We start from the raw sequence: 17,447 nt of genomic DNA on the forward strand, positions 1-17,447 counted from the left end.
ACAACGATGCCGCCGGCACCTTCCGAACCGGACCAGGCGCCCGGGCTCACCGGCGTCACCGGCGTCGCCAGCCTCGCCGATCCGACGGGCGTTCCTGGGCCGGCCGAGGTACCCGCCAGACCGAGCCGGGCCGACGGCCTGGCGCTACTCGGCGAGTTCACCGGGTCGGGCCTGGCCCGGCCCGTCTTCCTGGCCCGCCGCGCCGACGGTCAGGTCGTCGCGCTCACCGAACTGCTCGCGCACATCCTCGAGGCGGCAGACGGCGCCCGCGACGTCGCCGCGATTGCCGACCGGGTCACGGGGGTCTGCGCCCGCCGGGTGAGTGGCGCCGACGTCGCGTACCTCGTGGTGGATCGGCTCATGCCACTCGGCCTGATCGCCAGCGAGAACGGTGTCACTCCGGCGCCCCGGGCGAAGGCGCTGTTCACACTCGCCGCCCGGCACACCCTGCTACCCGCGCCGGCCGTGCACCGAGTCAGCCGAGTGTTCGCAATGTTGTTCCGACCAGCGGCCGTGGCCCTGCTGCTGGCCCTGCTGGTGGCCACCGACGTGTGGATATTCGGCCGGCACAGCGTCCGGGACAGCGCGGCGGAGGTGCTCGCGACCCCGGCGCTGATCCTGGTGGTGGTCGGCCTGGCCCTCGTCGGCGCGCTGTTCCACGAATGCGGGCACGCCGCGGCCTGCCACTACGGCGGTGCCCGCCCGGGAGTCATCGGTTTCGGCATGTACCTGGTGTGGCCGGCTTTCTTCACCGACGTCACCGACTCCTACCGGCTGAGCCGGCTCGGCCGGCTGCGCACCGATCTCGGCGGCATCTACTTCAACGGACTGTTCGTTCTGCTGCTCGCCGGGGCTCTCGCGCTCACCCACGCCGGTGTGCTGGTGACCGCCGTCGTCCTCGTCCACCTGGATGCCATGCGCCAGCTTGCGCCCTTCGTCCGGCTGGACGGCTACTACATCGTCAGCGACCTGGCCGGGGTACCGGACCTGTTCAACCGGATGGGGCCGGCGCTGCGCGCGACGCTGCCACGGCGGCGCAACCGCCTCCCGCGCGGGCGGCATGCCCGATCGGCGGGACGGGCCCGGCCGGACGGGCTGACCCCGCCGGACAACGGGAGCCGACCGGACAACCGGAGCCAACCGGACGGGCTGACCCGGTCGGCCCGGATCGTGGTGACCGCCTGGGCGCTGCTCGCGGCACCGCTGATCCTGGTGAACCTGGTCGTGCTCATGGTCTCGGTTCCGTTCGTGCTTACCCGGACGACCCGGGCCATGTGGGACTATCTCGGGCTGGCGGGCCGGGCGACCCGTGACGGGAAGCTGGTCACCGCATTCGCGGAGGTCGTCTCCGCGCTGCTGGTCTCGCTTCCGGCCGTCGGGATGCTGTTCGTGCTGTTCCTGCTCGCCCGGGGCGTGCTGCGGGCGGTCCGGGCGCACCGGGAAGGCGGCCGACGCGGGTAACGGCCTCCCGCCGGCCGACTCGCCGCACCTCACGCCCATTCGACTACTTTCCGAAACTTACTCTTACTCTGAGAAATCAAAGGGGGATCGAACGCACAGGGAGAACCAGTGACGGGTCAGCAGCAGGGAAGACGGCACGGCAACAAGCAGGGAACGGCGGTCGCCGCGGTCACGACTGCGCTGCTGCTGCCGGCCACCGCCCGCGGTGCGGCGCCCCTGGGACAACCGGCCGGCACGCCTACCGAGGCATCCGCCCAGCACACGCAGGCTCCCCACGGCATCCCCTGGGCCTGGGGCTTCAACGGCTTCGGCCAGCTCGGCAACGGCACCACCACCGGCGCCTCGACGCCGGTCCAGGTCAGCGGCCTGAACCACGTCACCGCCATCGCTGCCGGCGACTACACCGGCTACGCCCTGGCCGGTCGTGACCATGACGGGGTCGTGACCATGACGGGGTCGGCCGGGGATCGCCCCCCACCCAATCAGACGGCGGTGGGCCGGTAGAGGCGGGCGTAGGCACCGCCGTCGGCGAGCAGCTCGCTGTGCGTGCCGTCCTCGACGACCCGGCCGTGGTCCATCACGTAGATGCGGTCGGCGTCAATCACCGTGGACAGCCGGTGCGCGATCACCAGGCACGTCCGCCCCACCGCGAGGCGGTCGAGGGCGGTGCGCACGGCGGCCTCGGAGAGGGTGTCCAGCGCCGAGGTCGCCTCGTCCAGCACCAGCACCCGTGGTGACTGCAGCAGGACCCGGGCGATGGCCAACCGCTGCCGCTCACCACCGGACAACCGGTAGCCCCGTGCGCCGACCCGGGTCGCCAGGCCCTCGGGCAGCCGGTCGAGCAGGGCGGAGAGGCTGGCGGCCGCCAAGGCGGCACGCAGCTCGTCGTCAGTCGCGTCCAACCGGCCGTAACGGAGGTTCGCCGCGATCGTGTCATGGAACAAGTGCGGGTCCTGAGGGACGACGCCGATCATCGTGTGCAGACGATCCGGCGGGATGTCGTCGAGGGGAACCCCGCCGAGACGGATGCCGCCGCGCCGCGGCCGGTGCACGCCGCTGGCCAGATAGGCGATGGTCGTCTTGCCGGCCCCGCTGGCCCCGACGACCGCCGCCGTCGTCCCCGCGGCGACTTTCAGGGTCACCCCGCGCAGGTTCCACGTCGGGTCGCCGTCCGGCCAGTCGCCGTCCGGCCGGTCCTCGGCCGTGGCGAGATCGTAGGAGAACCATACGTCGTCGAACGTCAGGTCGAGTCCCCGGCCGGCATCGAGTCCCCGGCGAGCGGCGGCCGGCGCCGGTTCCGTCCCGGACTGCGGTGCGCGGGGGACGGTCAGCGCGGGGGCCCGGGCCCCTTCGGACCTCAGGCGTACCTCGTCCTGCGGGACGTCAAGCAGGGCGAAGATCCGCCGGAAGGACGCGCCCGCGCCCGCGAGCTCCGCACGCAGGTTGACAGCGGACGACAGCGGTCCGAAGGCCACCAGCAACGCGCCGCCCAAGGCGGCGACCGTCCCGAGCGTGGTACGACCGCTGGAGACCAGCCAGGCCCCCAGCGCCAGCACCGCCGTCATCGTCGCGATGACCCCGAGGTTGACCAGGAACCGGACCCACGACATCAGCCGGGCCTGATCCTCGGCGGCGGCGAACAGCTCGGCGCCCGCCGCGTCGAACCGGGTCTGCTCGTAGTCGACCCGGTCGAACAGCCGCACGTGCAGCGCCCCGGAGACCGACGAGGTGTCGGCGACCTGAGCCATGAGCAGACCGTCGAGCTCCCGCTGGCGGGTGGACAGCGCGGCGAGCCGCCGCCGGCCCAAGCGGACGATCAGCAGCGTGGCCGGCGCGAAGACCATCACCGCCAGGCTCAGACGCCAGTCCAGCACGAAGACGACGATCGAGCCGACGACGATGTCCGCGATCCTGCAGATCACCGCCTGCACAGTGGCGGAGATCGCGTTCTGGGCGTTCAGGACGTCGGTGGACATCACCGTCATCATCTCCCCCTGCTGGCTGCGGGGAAAGAAGGCGAAGGGCAGGCGCTGCAGGTGAGCGTTCACCGTCTGACGGATCCGCACGGAGACAACGCCGCCGAGCCGAGCGATGAGCGCCATGCGCGCCGAGAGCACGCTCGACTCGAACACCAGCACCGCGCACAGCAGCAGGACGGGGACGACGAGGTCGCGCACCTGGCCGGTGGGCAACGACGTGTCGATGAGATGGCGCAGGACGAACGGCCCGGCGGCGACGGCGGCCGAACCGAGAACGGACAGCCCGACGAGAACCGCGACGACCCGGCCCTGGTCGGCGAAAAATCGGACGCTGCACCGCGCCTCGGGCGCGCCGGTCAACCGCGCGAGCGCACGCGCATGCAGGCGGATCGCCCACGACGGGACGGTCGTCTCCGGCAGGAAGGCCGTCTCCGACGGGACGAGCAGCGGCTCACGGATCACGCCGCCGAGGCTATGCCGACGCGCGCCGGGGCGGCGGACCTCCCGCCTGCTGCTGTCCCCCGCGGAGCACGACCCTGACGCCCCACCGCCCTGACGCGAGTCGGGGCGGTGGGGCGTCAGGGACAGACCGACGGCGGTGGCAGAAACCGAAGGGCCGGCCGGGAGAAACCGGGGGGAAGGGATCCGGGGATCACCCGGGATCGTCAACGATTCCCGGACACGGGTCGTTGGACGCGCTCCTCCTCCAGACGCCTGCCTTCCACCGCGCCGGCGCCGAAGCCGGGAATCGCCAGGCCCTCCAGAGAGGCGGGCGGTCGGGAAACGCCCCGCAGCCGGAACCCCATGGCAATCTTGGTCAGCCCGACCGCCAGGGCCGTGAGGCCCACCCACAGGGCCAGCAGCGGCAGCGAGACCCGCTGGGAACCCACCACCCAGAACGCCGCCCCGATCTCCAACGCACCGACGATCAGCGGCATCCACCACTGGGCCGGGGTGGGCCGGCCCTCCGCCGCGGTGGCGTACTGCCCGGCCGCGGCCTGCTGCTCGGTCCGTCGGGCGACGAACGAGTTGACGACGTCGTAGAGACCCTTGGTCAAGAAGAACCAGGCCGCGATCCGGCCCACCGCCTTGACCGTGGGATCCGGCCAGACCAGCGCCACCACCCCGCCGGCCACGAACAGCACCGCGAGCAGCGCATGGGACCAGCGCCAGTCCCGGGCCGTCGCCGCCGCCGCCAGCAGCTCACTCACCGCGCCGAGGAGCAGGACGATCCCGAGAAGCACGGCGATCGACCGCACCGTGGTCAGATCGAACTGCGGAATGGCCAGCGCGAACAGGGCAAAAGCTGCTCCAACGGCGAGAAAACCAAACCAGGGCACATTTGTGGATCTTTCATGTGTACGACGATCTGAGGCAGTTATGTCGCTCACGATCCTATTCTCCCATCGTCGGTCACCGATACAAGGACCATTGCCGTCAGCTGGCGCTCGACATCACGGGTCAACAAGCTGATGCCCGCCACCCGGCGAACCACGCTTATCCGCTGGACATCATTCCGAACCGACGACGACGCCATATCGCCCGCGGCGCTACTCAACTCCTCCCAGCAGGTGGGTGCCGCGCTGGGGCGGGAGGCAGACCCACCGCTGCCGCCACCACACGACAAGATCACCCACAGGCGGCTGTGGCACCGAACGTCATAGATCGATGACGTAGGCGCAGTGAGGGGTAAGACTTAGGGTAGGCTTTCCTTACTTGTACATTGGCTGGGTGACCCATGCAGGCCCGTCCCTCTCAGACTCGACTGTGTTCCTCGCCCGCCACCTTGAACGGCACGGTGACCGCGCGGCCGTTGTCACGGCTGAGGGCCGACTGTCCTACCGCGAGCTGGCGGCACGCGTCGACGCCGCCGCCGGTCGGCTCGGCGCCGGGCGGCGGCTGGTACTCCTCGCGGCGGTCAACACGATCGACGTCCTCGTCCTGTACCTGGCGGCGCTGTCCGCCGGGCACGCGGTCCTGCTGGTGCCGGGTGACAACGCCGCGTCGACCGACGCCCTGATCACGTCCTATGACCCCGACGTGGTGATCCGCCCCGCCGACACGCGGACGCGGATCCGCGTCGAGCAGCGGCGTGACGGCTCGAAGCACGACCTCCATCCGGACCTCGCGCTGCTGCTGAGCACGTCGGGCTCGACGGGCTCACCGAAACTGGTCCGGCTGTCGTACACGAACCTGCAGGCCAATGCCGAGTCGATCGTCGAGTGCCTCGGCCTTCGCCCCGGCGACCGCGCCGCGACGACCCTGCCCCTGTACTACTGCTACGGGCTGTCGGTCGTGCACAGTCACCTCCTGTGCGGGGCCGGTCTGATCCTGACGTCCCTGTCCGTCGTGGACGCCTGCTTCTGGGACCTCTTCCGGGACGGGCAGGGCACCTCGCTGGCTGGCGTCCCCTACACGTTCGACCTGCTCGACAGGATCGGTTTCGACGCGATGTCGCTGCCGCACCTGCGCTACGTCACGCAGGCCGGCGGTCGACTGGCGCCGGACCGGGTGGCCCGCTACGCCGAGCTCGGACGACGCAACGGCTGGGACTTCGTCGTGATGTATGGCCAGACCGAGGCCACGGCGCGGATGGCCTACCTGCCGCCGCACCTCGCGCCGACCCATCCCCACACCATCGGAGTCCCGGTCCCGGGCGGGTCGTTCCGGCTCGAGCCGCTGGCCGAGAGCACCGACAGCACCGACAGCACCGACAGCGCCGGGGATCTGGGGCAGCTCGTCTATTCCGGGCCCAACGTCATGATGGGCTACGCGCGGACGGCCTCGGACCTCGCGCTCGGTCCGACGCTCGACGAGCTGCGCACCGGGGACGTCGCGCGCCGCACCGACGACGGCCTGTACGAGATCGTGGGACGGCAGACCAGATTCGCCAAGGTCTTCGGGATCCGGATCGACCTGCAACACGTGGAGAACACCCTCGCCGGCCAGGGGCTCAGCGCCTGCTGCGTGACCGGCGACGACGCCGTCGACGTGATGATCGAGGGCGACCGGGACGCACCTTCGGTCCGCCAGCTGGTCGCGCGGGCCTGCCGGCTGCCGGAGAACACCGTCCGCGTCCACCGCCTGGCCGCCCTGCCCCGCCTGGCCACCGGCAAACCGGACCTGGTTGCGCTGCAGGAGATCGCCCGCGACGCGCGACCGGCGCGCACGACCGCGCCCACCGGACGGGACGGGCCGTCGGACGGAACAGCCGACGTACGTCGGCTGTTCGCCGAGCTGCTTCACCGCGACGATGTCACCGACGACAGCACCTTCGTGAGCCTGGGCGGCGACTCGCTGTCCTACGTGGAACTGTCACTGCGGCTGGAGGACGCCCTCGGACACCTGCCCGCCGGCTGGCACACCATGGCCGTGCGGGACCTGAAGCCGGCCACGCGACCGAAGCGCAGGGCTGGCGGCTCTGGCGGCTCGATCGAGACCAGCCTGCTGCTCCGCGCGGTCGCGATCGTGCTGATCGTCGGGACGCACGCCAACACCTTCGACACCGTCGGCGGCATCCTCGGGGGCGCCCATCTCCTCATCGCCGTCGCCGGCTACAACTTCGCCCGTTTCCACCTGACCGCGGCGCCGCGGCGCGACCGGGTCCGCGGGCTGCTCCGCAGCATCGCGTACCTCGCGGTGCCGAGCATCGTCTTCATCACCGTACTCGTGCTCGTCATGGACGAACACGGACCCGCCAACATCGTGCTGCTCAACAGCGTGTTCGGGCCGGGCCGCGCGGGCCCGCCCTGGGAGTTCTGGTTCATCGAAGCCCTGGTCCAGATCCTGCTGGTCCTCGCGGCCCTACTCGGCGTGCCGGCGTTCGACCGCTGGCAGCGGCGCCGCCCGTGGGCCGTCGCCGCCAGTGTCCTCGCCGCCGGTCTGCTCACCCGCTTCGACGTCGTGGCCCTACCGCCGGGACCACGCCACACCCAGACGTCGGTGGCGGTGCTCTGGCTGTTCGCGCTGGGATGGGCCACCGCCGCCGCGACCACGGTATGGCAGCGGCTGGCCCTCACGGCGGCGGCGGCACTCACCATCCCCGGGTTCTTCGCTGACGCACGCCGGGAGCATGTGGTGCTCGGCGGCGTGCTCCTGCTGGCCTGGACCACGAGCGTCCGCTGCCCACGCCCGCTACGCCGGCTGGCGGGCCTGCTGGCCGGCAGCTCGCTCTACATCTACCTGACCCACTGGCAGGTGTTCCCCCTTCTGCAGGACGACCATCCGGTCCTGGCGCTGCTGGCCTCGCTCACCGTCGGCGTCGCCGCGTGGAAGGTCTCGTTCCATGCCATGGGCCTTCTCGGCCGGCTCACGGCAGGCGTGCCGATCCCGCTCGGCGCCAGGCGTCTGCTCCGCGGTTCGCCCGCCAGCGCCCCCGGCTTATGCCACTCGTCACATTCCACGGCGCTAAGGTAAGCATGAGTTAACTTCTAGACCGATTAGAGGTTCGAGGTCGGTCGGACGTGTCTGTCCAGGTGGAGTGTTCAGGTGGAGGAGTCCGATGGGTTCGGTAGGAAGAACCTTGGTCGTGCTGGTGACGGCCACCGGCCTGGCCGGCCTGGCCGGCCTGTCAGCGTGCGGCTCGGGGGACGACGGGAAGACGATCACGCTCTACAACGCGCAGCACCAGGACCTGATGCGGGTGATGGTGGACGCGTTCACCAAGCAGACCGGCATCAAGGTCGAGCTGCGTCGCGGCGGCGACCCCGAGCTGGCGAACCAGATCGTCCAGGAAGGCGACAGCTCGCCGGCGGACGTCTTCGTCACCGAGAACTCGCCGGCCATGACGCTGGTCGACCGCGCCGGCGGCTTCAGTAAACTGGACCGGGCCACCCTGGGCCAGGTGCCTGACCAGTACGTCCCGAGCACCGGCAACTGGGTCGGTTTCGCGGCCCGGTCGACGGTGTTCATCTACAACCGCGGGCAGGTCGCCAAGAACGAGCTACCCGCGTCGATCATGGACCTGGCGGGACCGGCATGGAAGGGGAAGGTCGGTGTCGCGGCGGCCGGAGCGGACTTCCAGGCCATCGTCAGCGCCGTACTCGCGGTGAAGGGCGAGAGCGCCACCGCCGAGTGGCTCGCCGGGCTGAAACGCAACGCGAAGATCTACGCCAACAACATCGCCGCGCTGCGCGCCGTGAACGCGGGCGAGGTCCCCGCCGCCGTGATCTACCATTACTACTGGTACCAGGACCAGGCGGAGTCGGGCAAGGACAGTAAGAACGTCGACCTGCACTTCTTCGGCCACCGGGACCCGGGCGCGTTCGTCAGCGTCTCCGGCGCCGGCGTCCTCGCGGCCAGCGACCAGCAAGCCGAGGCACAGCAGCTGGTCACCTTCCTCACCAGCGACGCCGGGCAGAAGGCGCTGGTCGACAGCGGTGCCCTGGAGTACGCCGTGTCCGACGCGGTCCCCACGAACCCTGCACTGAAGCCGCTGTCAACACTCGATCCGCCCGACATCGACATCTCGACCCTGAACGGACCAAAGGTCGTCGAACTGATGCAGCGGGCGGGCCTGCTCTGAACGGTCAGCCCACGACGGCGGGATGGTGGGTACGCACCGGCCCGGCGTACCCGCGCCCGCTGCTGCTGGCCTGCGTGCTCGTCGCGCTGCTCGCAGCCGTCCCGCTGTTCTTCGTCGTCGGGTACACGGTCAGCGTAGGCTGGTCGGAGGCCTGGCGGCTGCTGATCCGGCCCAGGGTCGGCGAGCTGCTGGCCAACACCACCAAGCTCGTGACCGGCGGGATGGTGGCCAGTGCCGTCCTGGGCACGGCCGCCGCCTGGCTGGTGGAACGGACGACCCTGCCGGGACGACGGGTCTGGCACGTGCTGCTCGCCGCTCCGCTGGCACTGCCCGCGTTTGTCGTCAGCTACGGCTGGGTCTCGCTGACCGCGGGCGTCGAGGGATACCCGGGCGCCCTGCTGATCGTGACACTCGCCTACTACCCGCTGGTCTACCTCCCCGTCGGCGCGACCCTGCGGGGGCTGGACCCGGCGCTGGAGGAATCCGCCAGGTCACTCGGGCTCGGCCCGTGGCGGACGTTCGCCAGGGTCGTGCTCCCGCAGCTGCGCCCGGCCGTCCTCGGCGGGTCGCTGCTGGTCGGCCTGCACCTGCTCGCCGAGTTCGGCGCCCTGCAAATGCTGCGGTTCTCCACCTTCACCACGGCCATCTACGACCAGTACCTCTCGTCGTTCAACGGCCCGGCGGCGAACATGCTCGCCGGCGTCCTGGTGCTGTACTGTGCGGTCCTGGTCGGCGCCGAGCTGAGCCTGCGCGGCCGGCACCGCTACGCCCGGCTCGGGCCCGGAGCCAGCCGCACCGCGCAACCCGCCCGGCTCGGCCGGCTCACCGCCCCCGCCGTCGCCGGGCTCGGCGCGGTCGTGGTCCTGGCGCTCGGCGTGCCGCTGGTGAGCCTCGTCCACTGGCTGCTGGTAGGTGCCTCCGCCGCCTTCCCCGTCGGCGAACTGGCCGCCGCCGCCGCGACCGCGGCCGGGCTCGGCCTCGTCGGCGCGCTGTGCACCGTCCTGTTGGCGCTTCCGGTGGCGTGGCTCGCGGTACGCCACCCGGGCCGGATCGGGACACTGCTTGAACGCAGCACCTACACGGCCAACGCACTGCCGGGCATCGTGGTGGCGCTCGCTCTCGTCACGGTCTCGCTGCACATCCTGCCGGCCGTGTACCAGACCACCACCCTCCTGATCGCCGCCTACTCGATCATGTTCCTGCCGCGGGCCACGGTGGCGGTACGGGGCGCGATCGCGCAGGCGCCACCCGTCCTGGACGACGTCGCGCATGCCCTGGGCCTGCGCCCGGCGCAGGCCTGGCGGCGGGTCACCCTGCCGCTGATCGCCCCCGGCGTCGGCGCCGGCGCCATCCTGGTGTTCCTCGCCGTGGTCACCGAACTCACCGCGACCCTGCTGCTGTCACCCACCGGCACCGAAACCCTGGCGACCGAGTTCTGGAGCAACGTCCGCGACGTCGACTACGGCGCGGCCGCCCCCTACGCGGGGTTGATGGTGCTGCTGTCGGCCCCGGCGACCTTCCTGCTCACCCGTTCCGTCAGGAGAAGCACGTGACAGCGCTGACCGTCAGCCAGGTCACCAAGCGGTTCGGCGCCACGACAGCCCTCGCCGGGATCGATCTACGAGTGCCCGAGGGCAGTGTGACGGCCGTACTCGGGCCGTCGGGCTGCGGCAAGACCACCCTGCTACGGCTGCTGGCGGGATTCGGCGACCCGGACGGCGGGACGATCGACTTCGGCGCCGAACGGGTGTTCAGCCCCGGTCGCAGCGTTCCCGCCCAGCGGCGGCGGGTCGGGTACGTCCCGCAGGAAGGTGCCCTGTTCCCGCATGTGGACGTCGCGGCCAACATCGGGTTCGGCCTGCCCCGCGCCGAACGCCGATCCGCCGGGCGTGCCGCCGAGCTGCTCGACCTCGTCGGGCTGGACGCGAGCCTGGCCTGCCGGTTCCCCCATCAGCTCTCCGGCGGCCAGCAGCAGCGCGTGGCGCTGGCGCGGGCCCTGGCCCCGCGGCCGTCCCTGGTGCTGCTCGACGAGCCGTTCTCCTCCCTGGACGCGGGGCTCCGCCTGAACACCGCCCGCGCCGTCGTCGAAGCGCTGCGCGCCAACCGGACCACCGCGCTGCTCGTCACGCACGACCAGAACGAGGCGCTGTCACTGGCCGACCAGGTCGCTGTCATGGCCGCCGGCCGCATCGCCCAGACCGGCACGCCCCCGGGCGTCTACGCCGCACCCAGCAACCCGACCGTCGCGGCCTTCGTCGGCGCCGCCGTGTTCGTGCCCGCCGTCGTCACCGGGCTCACCGCCTCCTGCGACCTTGGTGAACTCGCCGTCCGGCCCGGGTCTCCCCAGGGCGAGGCGCGCCTGCTCATCCGGCCGGAACAGATCAGGCTCCTCGCCGCGGCGGACGGCGACGAGAACAAGAACCAGAATGAGAACCAGAACGAAGACCGAACCGAAGACCGAACCGAAGACCGGAACGGGGAGCGGGACAAGGACCGGAACGGGGTGGTCGGCCGGGTCACCGAGGTGCGGTACTTCGGCCACGACGCCACCGTCCAGCTCCGGCTCGACCGGTCCGGCCGCACCGTGACGGCGAGGGTGCCGGGGCACCAGCTCCCCGAACCCGGCACCCACGTACGGCTGTCGATCACCGAACCCGTCACGGCCTTCCCACCCCACTGACGCCAGGCGGGTCACAGCGCCAGGCAGGTCACAGCGTCAGGCGGGTTTGCGGGCCTCGATCAGAAACCGCGTCGCCCAGGTGACGAATGGGCCTTCGGCGCGGATCTGATCGTGCAGCGACCGCAGGCGCGCATGGTACCGCTCGACGCCGAACCCGGGAACGGTCCAGATCACCTTCCGCAGGAAGTAGATGACCGCGCCGACGTCGAGGAACTCGGTCCGCGGGGACTCCATCCGCAGGTCGACGATCTCCAGGCCGACGGCTTCGGCCCCGGCGCGGGCGGTGTCGGGGTGACGGGTACGGGGCGCCAAGGCCGGCAGCGGTCCCAGGAAGTACTCGCTCAGCTCGAGCATGCTCGACGGCCCGACCTGCTGGGAGAAGTAGCGACCACCCGGCCGCAGCACCCGGCCGATCTCCGCCCAGTAGGTCACCACCGGGTGACGGCTCACCACCAGGTCGAACGTCGCATCGGCGAAGGGCAACGACCTGTCGTCGGTGGCCACGACGGCCACGCCGCGGGGACCCAGCCGCGCGGCGGCCCGCGCGATGTTCGGCGCCCAGGACTCCGTGGCCACCGTGCACCCGGCCAGCCGCGGCAGTCCGGCGAGAACCTCCCCACCGCCGGTCTGAACGTCCAGGCCCACGGCGGCCCGACCCATCCGCTCGCCCATCAGCCGGGCGTAGCCCCAGGACGGACGCTGCTCGGTGGCCCGCCCGTCCAACCAGGAGAAGTCCCAGCCGTCCACCGGCACCGACGTCGCCTCAGCAACAAGATCGTCGAACTGACGCGCCATAGGCCGACCATGGCAGCACATCCACGCGGTCGCGAGCGAATTTCCTGCGCCGCCTCGCGGCCACGGTCTCGGTCGGTAGCATGCCGTTCCTTCGCCAGACCGGCTGGATGCGGAAGGGCGGGCGTTTCCCCTCACCGTCACCGAACTCCTTGTTCAGATAGTCCAGGTAGCCGGGCTCGGTGGACTCTCCCTCCACAGCGACATAGACGACCCGCACCTGGCGGGACGTGGAACCCGGTCCGCGATTCAGGTGACGTTCGTCGGCTGACCCGCGCCGGCGGCGCGGCCTCGACTCCCCGCCGTCATGACGCCCACGCCGCGCACTCACGCTGTCGCCTTCGCCTCCTGCCGGGACAGTTCACGCATGATCTCACCTGCGGTGAGCCGCGGGATCCCCCCGTACCGGCCGCGCAGATAGCCACGTTCCAGGTTCTCCTCCTTGCGCGGCTTGGCGTCTTCATCCACCAGGAGCACCGTTCCCTCGTCCAGCACGGTCAGCAGGGGGCCGAGGAAGGCGAACCAGGCATGGGTTCCCAGCGACTCCTCGGTGAGGAAGTCCATGGCGACCTCCCCGCAGTCCGGCGCACGATGCCGAAGCCTTACCTGGCCGGTCTCCGGGTCGACGTCGATTCCGGTCAGGCCGAGATCCGCCACGGCCAGCAGGTCAACAATCCGATCCTGGTATCGGGAGGACGTCTTCGGATCGGTCAGCAGGCGCTGCGTCCACTGGGTGCGGGCGGCGATGTCGGCTCCCGGCGTCACCAGCCACAGGTTGTCCATAAACCAGCGGTGCAGTGCCGAGAGTTGCGGATCGTTGAGGGTCGCCCCCACCGAGAGAAAGAGCGCGTTGGGACGGGTGAACCGAACGAGGACGTCACGCATACCTTTGAATCCGGTTCCCTTAAAAAGGAATTCCTCCCCGCCGTCGTCGGCCCGCCCGGCCTCCCGGTCGAACCAGACGCTGCGTTTTCCCCGCGGGTACGCGTGGAGCCATTCGGCCTCCACGCGTTCGTCGGACAGCTCGAACCCATAGGTATAGCGGATCGGTTCGCTGCCGAGCAGCAGATCTACTTCGAAGAGGCTGGTCTCCTCCCGACTGCCCGGGTCGAGCCCGAACGGTTCACGCGGGACGGTCCCCGGTGCCTTCGCCCAGTCCGCGACGGAGCTGCGCACCGCCTCACGCATGGAGCGGAAGGCGTTGAGGAGGTTCGACTTACCGGACGCGTTGGCCCCGAAGATGCCGAGAACGGGCAGCACGGTCACCGGTCGCCCCCGAGAGCTCAGCGGGGTCGCACGCGCCGTACCCTCGTTGAACTCGGTGCCGATCAAGGACAGCTCATGTTCGTCGCGGATCGACCGATGGTTGGCCACCCGAAAGCGGAGAAGCATGCTCAACCTCCCGGCTGACACGGGCGCTAGCCGCGTCACGAGCGACTCCGCGCAGAAACTCTGCACCTAACAGCCTATGACGCCGGCTATGCTGATGTCAGGCTGTCACCTCACCTTCCCGAAAAATGATCAGAACTATCCAGTCGGAGTGCCCCAAAGGGGCCCGGACAAGGACGGAACGGCAGATGCCGAGGCCTGCGCGGGCAAGGTGTTGGATGAGGAGTTGTGAGCATGCCTGAGCCACCCCGGTCGCAGCGGCTCGACGCGGTGGGTGCGGGCGGAAGAAGTGCCCTCATCCCGGCGGCCGTGCTCTCCTTGGCGGCTGTCCCGCTGGCCGTAGCCTCGGTCGCCGTCGCCGAGTTTCTGCACTGGCGGGCGTCGCGGCAGTTCGGTGGCGGCCGTGGCGGCCGATCCCGCCGCCCGGACGGCCACGGGGCGCAGGCCGTCGTCGTCCTCGGCTTCCCCACTACCCGGACCGGCCGGCTGCATCCCGCTCCAGCGGTGGCGCACCGAGATCGGCGTGCGGTCGCTGGCCCCGGAGGACGGCAGCCGACTGATCTTCACGGGCGCCGGGCGGCCCGGCGGGGTGTCCGAGGCCGCGGCCATGGCCGGCTACGCGCACGACGCGCTCGGCCGGGCGCTCCGCTGAGCCACGGGTAAGCCACGGGTGCCGACGCAGGGATCACTCGCCCGCCACGCCCCGCCAGAGCTTGGCCGCACGGATGAACAACGCGCCGAGCTCGCTCAGGTCAGCGAGCGTAGCTCCCGTTCACCTTGTCGCTGTCACGTTCCGTGTCGTCACGTTCCAGGACGGCCAGCCTGGAACCTCATCTTCACGTGAGGTCAAGGTGCTGTGAACAGGGCACAGGCGGAATCGGACCTCGGCACACGAGGCCGTGATCTCGGCGCGACCGGGCGGGCGCCGGGGGTAGATATCGACGGATCGTTACGAACCGGACATGACGCCGCAGCCCATCTTCGGCACGCTGGGCCGCACTGACCGTTCCGGGAACAGGTGACGAGGAAGCGGATGACCACGTTTTACGAGATCCTGGGCAGGGAGGCCTCGATCGCCGGGGTGGTGGCCACCTTCTACGATCGCATCCTGACCGATCCGGAGCTGGCGCCCTATTTCGCCAACACCGACCTGGCCAGGCTCCGCACCCACCAGGTCGCGTTCCTCGTCGCCGTGACCGGAGGCCCGAAGGCCTACGAGGGTCGTGATCTCGCGGTCGCCCATGCGGGCCTCGCCGTCACCGACGCCGCCTTCGACCGGATCGCCGGGCACCTCATTGCGGCCCTCACCGACGCCGGCCTCGGCGCCGGCACGGTCGCGGCGGTCACGAGCGCCCTGCTACCGCTACGCAGGTCGATCGTCACCGCCTGACCCTCACGTCACCGAACGACGACAGGTCCGCCGGTTGATTCGTACAGTCAGACTTATGACGTCGCCCACGCCTATGACGTCGCCGGCGGGAACCGCCCGGATCGACACCTGGATCTGGTGCGTGCGCCTGGTCAAGACGCGATCGCAGGCGACCGCCGCCTGCCGCGCCGGCCATGTCCGCCTCAACGGCGAGCGGGTCAAGCCGGCCCATCCGGTGCGGGCCGGGGACGAGATCCGGGTGCGCCAACCCGGGCACGAACGGGTCGTCGTCGTCACCCGGATCCTGCACAGGCGGGTCGGCGCGCCCGTTGCCGCGGAGTGCTTCGTCGACCACAGCCCGCCGGTCGCGCGCGAGGTGCCGCCGGTGGTGGCCGTGCGCGATCGGGGCGCCGGGCGGCCGACGAAGCGCGACCGGCGGGCGCTGGAACGCCTGCGCGACCAGCCCCGCTGGCCGGACGCGCGGTAGCGGCGCCGCTACTGGGCGCCCAGTAGCGGCGCCCGGTCAGGCGACGCCTCGGTCGAGAGAGTCCGCAATCGCCCACACACCATGACCATCCTCAGAAACCTCGGGCGGGGTCAAACGGTCGTAGCGACGCCCCGATAGGATGATCGTGATGGCGTCGGTGATCAGGACATCGTCCACCTCGGGCTATCGAGCCCCGTAGTGGCTCGGGAAGGTGGCCCCGGTCAGTACGGCCACCGACCCGGGCCGGGCGTACGCGTACAGATAATCACCGGCCTGGATCTCGTCGGCGTGCATGAGATTCAGTTCCGCCTTCCCGAAGAAGGCGGGCATGAAGAGCGTGGCGAGGAGGAGAATCCCGCCGCAGCCCGCCAGGGCGTGCCGCCGTCGCCACCGCCCGGTCACCGGCGCGACGGCGCAGCACACCAGCGGCGCGCACCAGGGCAGGGAGAACAGGATCGCCCGCAGGATACTTTCGCCGCCGTAACTCTGCCCGAGCAGGATGACGCCCGGTGCGATGCTCAGCAGGATGAGCGGAAGCACCCGGCCGTCACCGCGGTGCAGCCGGCGCAGCCCGCCGATGCCGGCCAGCGCCCAGACCGTGCCGGTCAGGATCAGTCCGGCGGTTTTGGCCAGCTTTCCCGACGAAGGAAGCGGCGGCTCCTCTGACCGGGCGTTCGCGAACGGGTCGGGACTGCTGAAGACCCCGAAATGATCCTGAACATAGGCGAAGTGCGGGATCAGATAGGCGATCGTCAGACCGGCCATGGCGACCACCACCCACCTCGGCCGCACGAGCCCGGCCGCGGTCAGCGCACCGGCCCCGAGGAGGAGCAGGTACGGGGTCAGCTGGTGGCTGACCACCGCCGCCCCGTCCAGGAGCAGCACGACGCCGACCGCCACCGGCAGCGACCAGGTTGGGCCTGGCGGGGCTGCGAAGCGCAGCGGCGGCCTTCTGCTGTGGACTCCGGCGGACCGCACGGCCCGCCGCAGGATGGCCCTCGGCGCGCCGGTACGGAGTTGCCGCAGGAGCACCAGGTACAGGGCGAGGCTCAGCGTCCGGCCGAGGGCCTGGGGGGCGAAATAGTCCTGCCCGACCCAGTTCGTCACGACGAAGACCAGTGCCGCGCCCGCGGCGATCCGCGGCTCGCGAAGCAGCGTCCTGGTAGCCGCCCAGACGAGAAGGGCGTCGATGCCGGTGAAGAAGACTTCGGTCCAAGCGGCGAAGGCGATCGGGTTGGGTCGGCCGGCGAGCGAGCCGAAGACCGCGGTACCGGCGAAGAAGCCGGGCCATCGGTGGTAGATGTCGATGTCGATGTCGACGCCGCCATGCTGCTCGAGATAGCGGACCACGCCGACGTGCTTGTACACCCAGGGGTAGTGCGGAACGTCCAGGATGAGCGGAAGGGTGCCGTAGAGCACGAGAATGCAGGCAAGCAGGTAGGCCACCGCGATGAACGGCTGGAAGCGGGCCCGTCCGACGGCGCCGGCAGCGCCGAGCAGGAGCACGCCCAGGCCGACGTACCAGGCGATGGGCAGTGCCGGCAGGAGACCGTAGTCGGTGAGGTTCTCAACGTGGATCCACCGCAGTGACAGCCCCCAGAGGGTGATGCCGACCGCCAGCGGGGACAGCCATGGAAGGCCCGTCGCGAAGGGGCCTGACAACCGCGCCGGCCGCCGGATTCCGGGGTCCTCGGGCCGTCTTTGACGGACCGAGCGGAGACGGGCCCGAGCAGCCGCCGCGTGGGGCTGGGAAGCCCCGTTCCGGC

Annotated in this window: 14 protein-coding genes; 9 read left to right on the plus strand and 5 right to left on the minus strand. The window is 70.8% G+C overall.

Annotation, left to right across the window (positions count from 1 at the left end):
• The coding region (locus AC08OV_RS03585; RefSeq protein WP_476619290.1) for a hypothetical protein at nt 1-1,461 on the plus strand (1,461 nt) is incomplete at its 5' end.
• A 108-nt stretch (nt 1,462-1,569) separates the two neighbouring features.
• Nucleotides 1,570-1,965, plus strand: coding sequence for a hypothetical protein (locus AC08OV_RS03590; RefSeq protein WP_476612332.1), 396 nt, complete (start codon nt 1,570-1,572; stop codon nt 1,963-1,965).
• On the opposite strand, the gene AC08OV_RS03595 is transcribed toward AC08OV_RS03590, so the two are convergent.
• Together AC08OV_RS03595 and AC08OV_RS03600 are read right to left on the minus strand one after the other, a co-directional pair.
• Complete coding sequence (locus AC08OV_RS03595) at nt 1,944-3,902, minus strand: ABC transporter ATP-binding protein (protein WP_476612331.1); 1,959 nt, start codon at nt 3,900-3,902, stop codon at nt 1,944-1,946. The two genes, AC08OV_RS03590 and AC08OV_RS03595, sit on opposite strands and share 22 nt — an antisense overlap.
• A gap of 203 nt (nt 3,903-4,105) precedes the next feature.
• On the minus strand, nt 4,106-4,780 hold the full coding sequence (locus AC08OV_RS03600; RefSeq protein WP_462202480.1) for a DUF308 domain-containing protein: 675 nt from the start codon (nt 4,778-4,780) through the stop codon (nt 4,106-4,108).
• A 391-nt stretch (nt 4,781-5,171) separates the two neighbouring features.
• Between AC08OV_RS03600 and AC08OV_RS03605 the strand changes: the two genes are divergently transcribed.
• From AC08OV_RS03605 to AC08OV_RS03620, 4 genes are all read left to right on the plus strand, one after another.
• Nucleotides 5,172-7,856 carry an AMP-binding protein gene (locus tag AC08OV_RS03605; RefSeq protein WP_476612329.1) on the plus strand — a complete coding sequence of 895 codons (2,685 nt, stop codon included), beginning with the start codon at nt 5,172-5,174 and terminating at the stop codon, nt 7,854-7,856.
• A gap of 112 nt (nt 7,857-7,968) precedes the next feature.
• Nucleotides 7,969-8,964: an iron ABC transporter substrate-binding protein gene (locus AC08OV_RS03610; protein WP_476619299.1), complete on the plus strand. Its 996-nt coding sequence runs from the start codon at nt 7,969-7,971 to the stop codon at nt 8,962-8,964.
• 74 nt (nt 8,965-9,038) lie between these two features.
• Nucleotides 9,039-10,517, plus strand: coding sequence for an ABC transporter permease (locus AC08OV_RS03615; protein WP_476612327.1), 1,479 nt, complete (start codon nt 9,039-9,041; stop codon nt 10,515-10,517).
• Complete coding sequence (locus tag AC08OV_RS03620) at nt 10,514-11,644, plus strand: ABC transporter ATP-binding protein (RefSeq protein ID WP_476612326.1); 1,131 nt, start codon at nt 10,514-10,516, stop codon at nt 11,642-11,644. The genes AC08OV_RS03615 and AC08OV_RS03620 overlap by 4 nt, the downstream gene beginning before the upstream one ends.
• 36 nt (nt 11,645-11,680) lie before the next feature.
• Here AC08OV_RS03620 and AC08OV_RS03625 read toward each other — a convergent pair whose 3' ends face one another.
• Nucleotides 11,681-12,439, minus strand: coding sequence for a class I SAM-dependent methyltransferase (locus AC08OV_RS03625; RefSeq protein ID WP_476612325.1), 759 nt, complete (start codon nt 12,437-12,439; stop codon nt 11,681-11,683).
• Nucleotides 12,440-12,763: 324 nt separating this feature from the next.
• Nucleotides 12,764-13,828 carry an AAA family ATPase gene (locus AC08OV_RS03630; RefSeq protein ID WP_476612324.1) on the minus strand — a complete coding sequence of 355 codons (1,065 nt, stop codon included), beginning with the start codon at nt 13,826-13,828 and terminating at the stop codon, nt 12,764-12,766.
• 400 nt (nt 13,829-14,228) lie between these two features.
• Here AC08OV_RS03630 and AC08OV_RS03635 point away from each other — a divergent pair, with 400 nt between their 5' ends.
• The 3 genes from AC08OV_RS03635 (at nt 14,229) to AC08OV_RS03645 (ending at nt 15,681) form a co-directional block, all read left to right on the plus strand.
• On the plus strand, nt 14,229-14,477 hold the full coding sequence (locus AC08OV_RS03635) for a hypothetical protein (protein ID WP_476612323.1): 249 nt from the start codon (nt 14,229-14,231) through the stop codon (nt 14,475-14,477).
• A 381-nt stretch (nt 14,478-14,858) separates the two neighbouring features.
• A complete protein-coding gene (locus AC08OV_RS03640) occupies nt 14,859-15,215 on the plus strand; it encodes a group I truncated hemoglobin (RefSeq protein WP_476612322.1) in 357 nt (118 codons plus the stop codon).
• A 55-nt stretch (nt 15,216-15,270) separates the two neighbouring features.
• Complete coding sequence (locus tag AC08OV_RS03645; protein WP_476619291.1) at nt 15,271-15,681, plus strand: RNA-binding S4 domain-containing protein; 411 nt, start codon at nt 15,271-15,273, stop codon at nt 15,679-15,681.
• Between the two features lie 183 nt (nt 15,682-15,864).
• On the opposite strand, the gene AC08OV_RS03650 is transcribed toward AC08OV_RS03645, so the two are convergent.
• Nucleotides 15,865-17,343 (minus strand): hypothetical protein, encoded by a 1,479-nt coding sequence (locus AC08OV_RS03650; RefSeq protein WP_476612320.1) that lies wholly within the window; start codon nt 17,341-17,343, stop codon nt 15,865-15,867.
• Between the last annotated feature and the right edge of the window lie 104 nt (nt 17,344-17,447).

It is taken from the genome of Frankia sp. CeTa3Moorea, assembly GCF_978021225.1.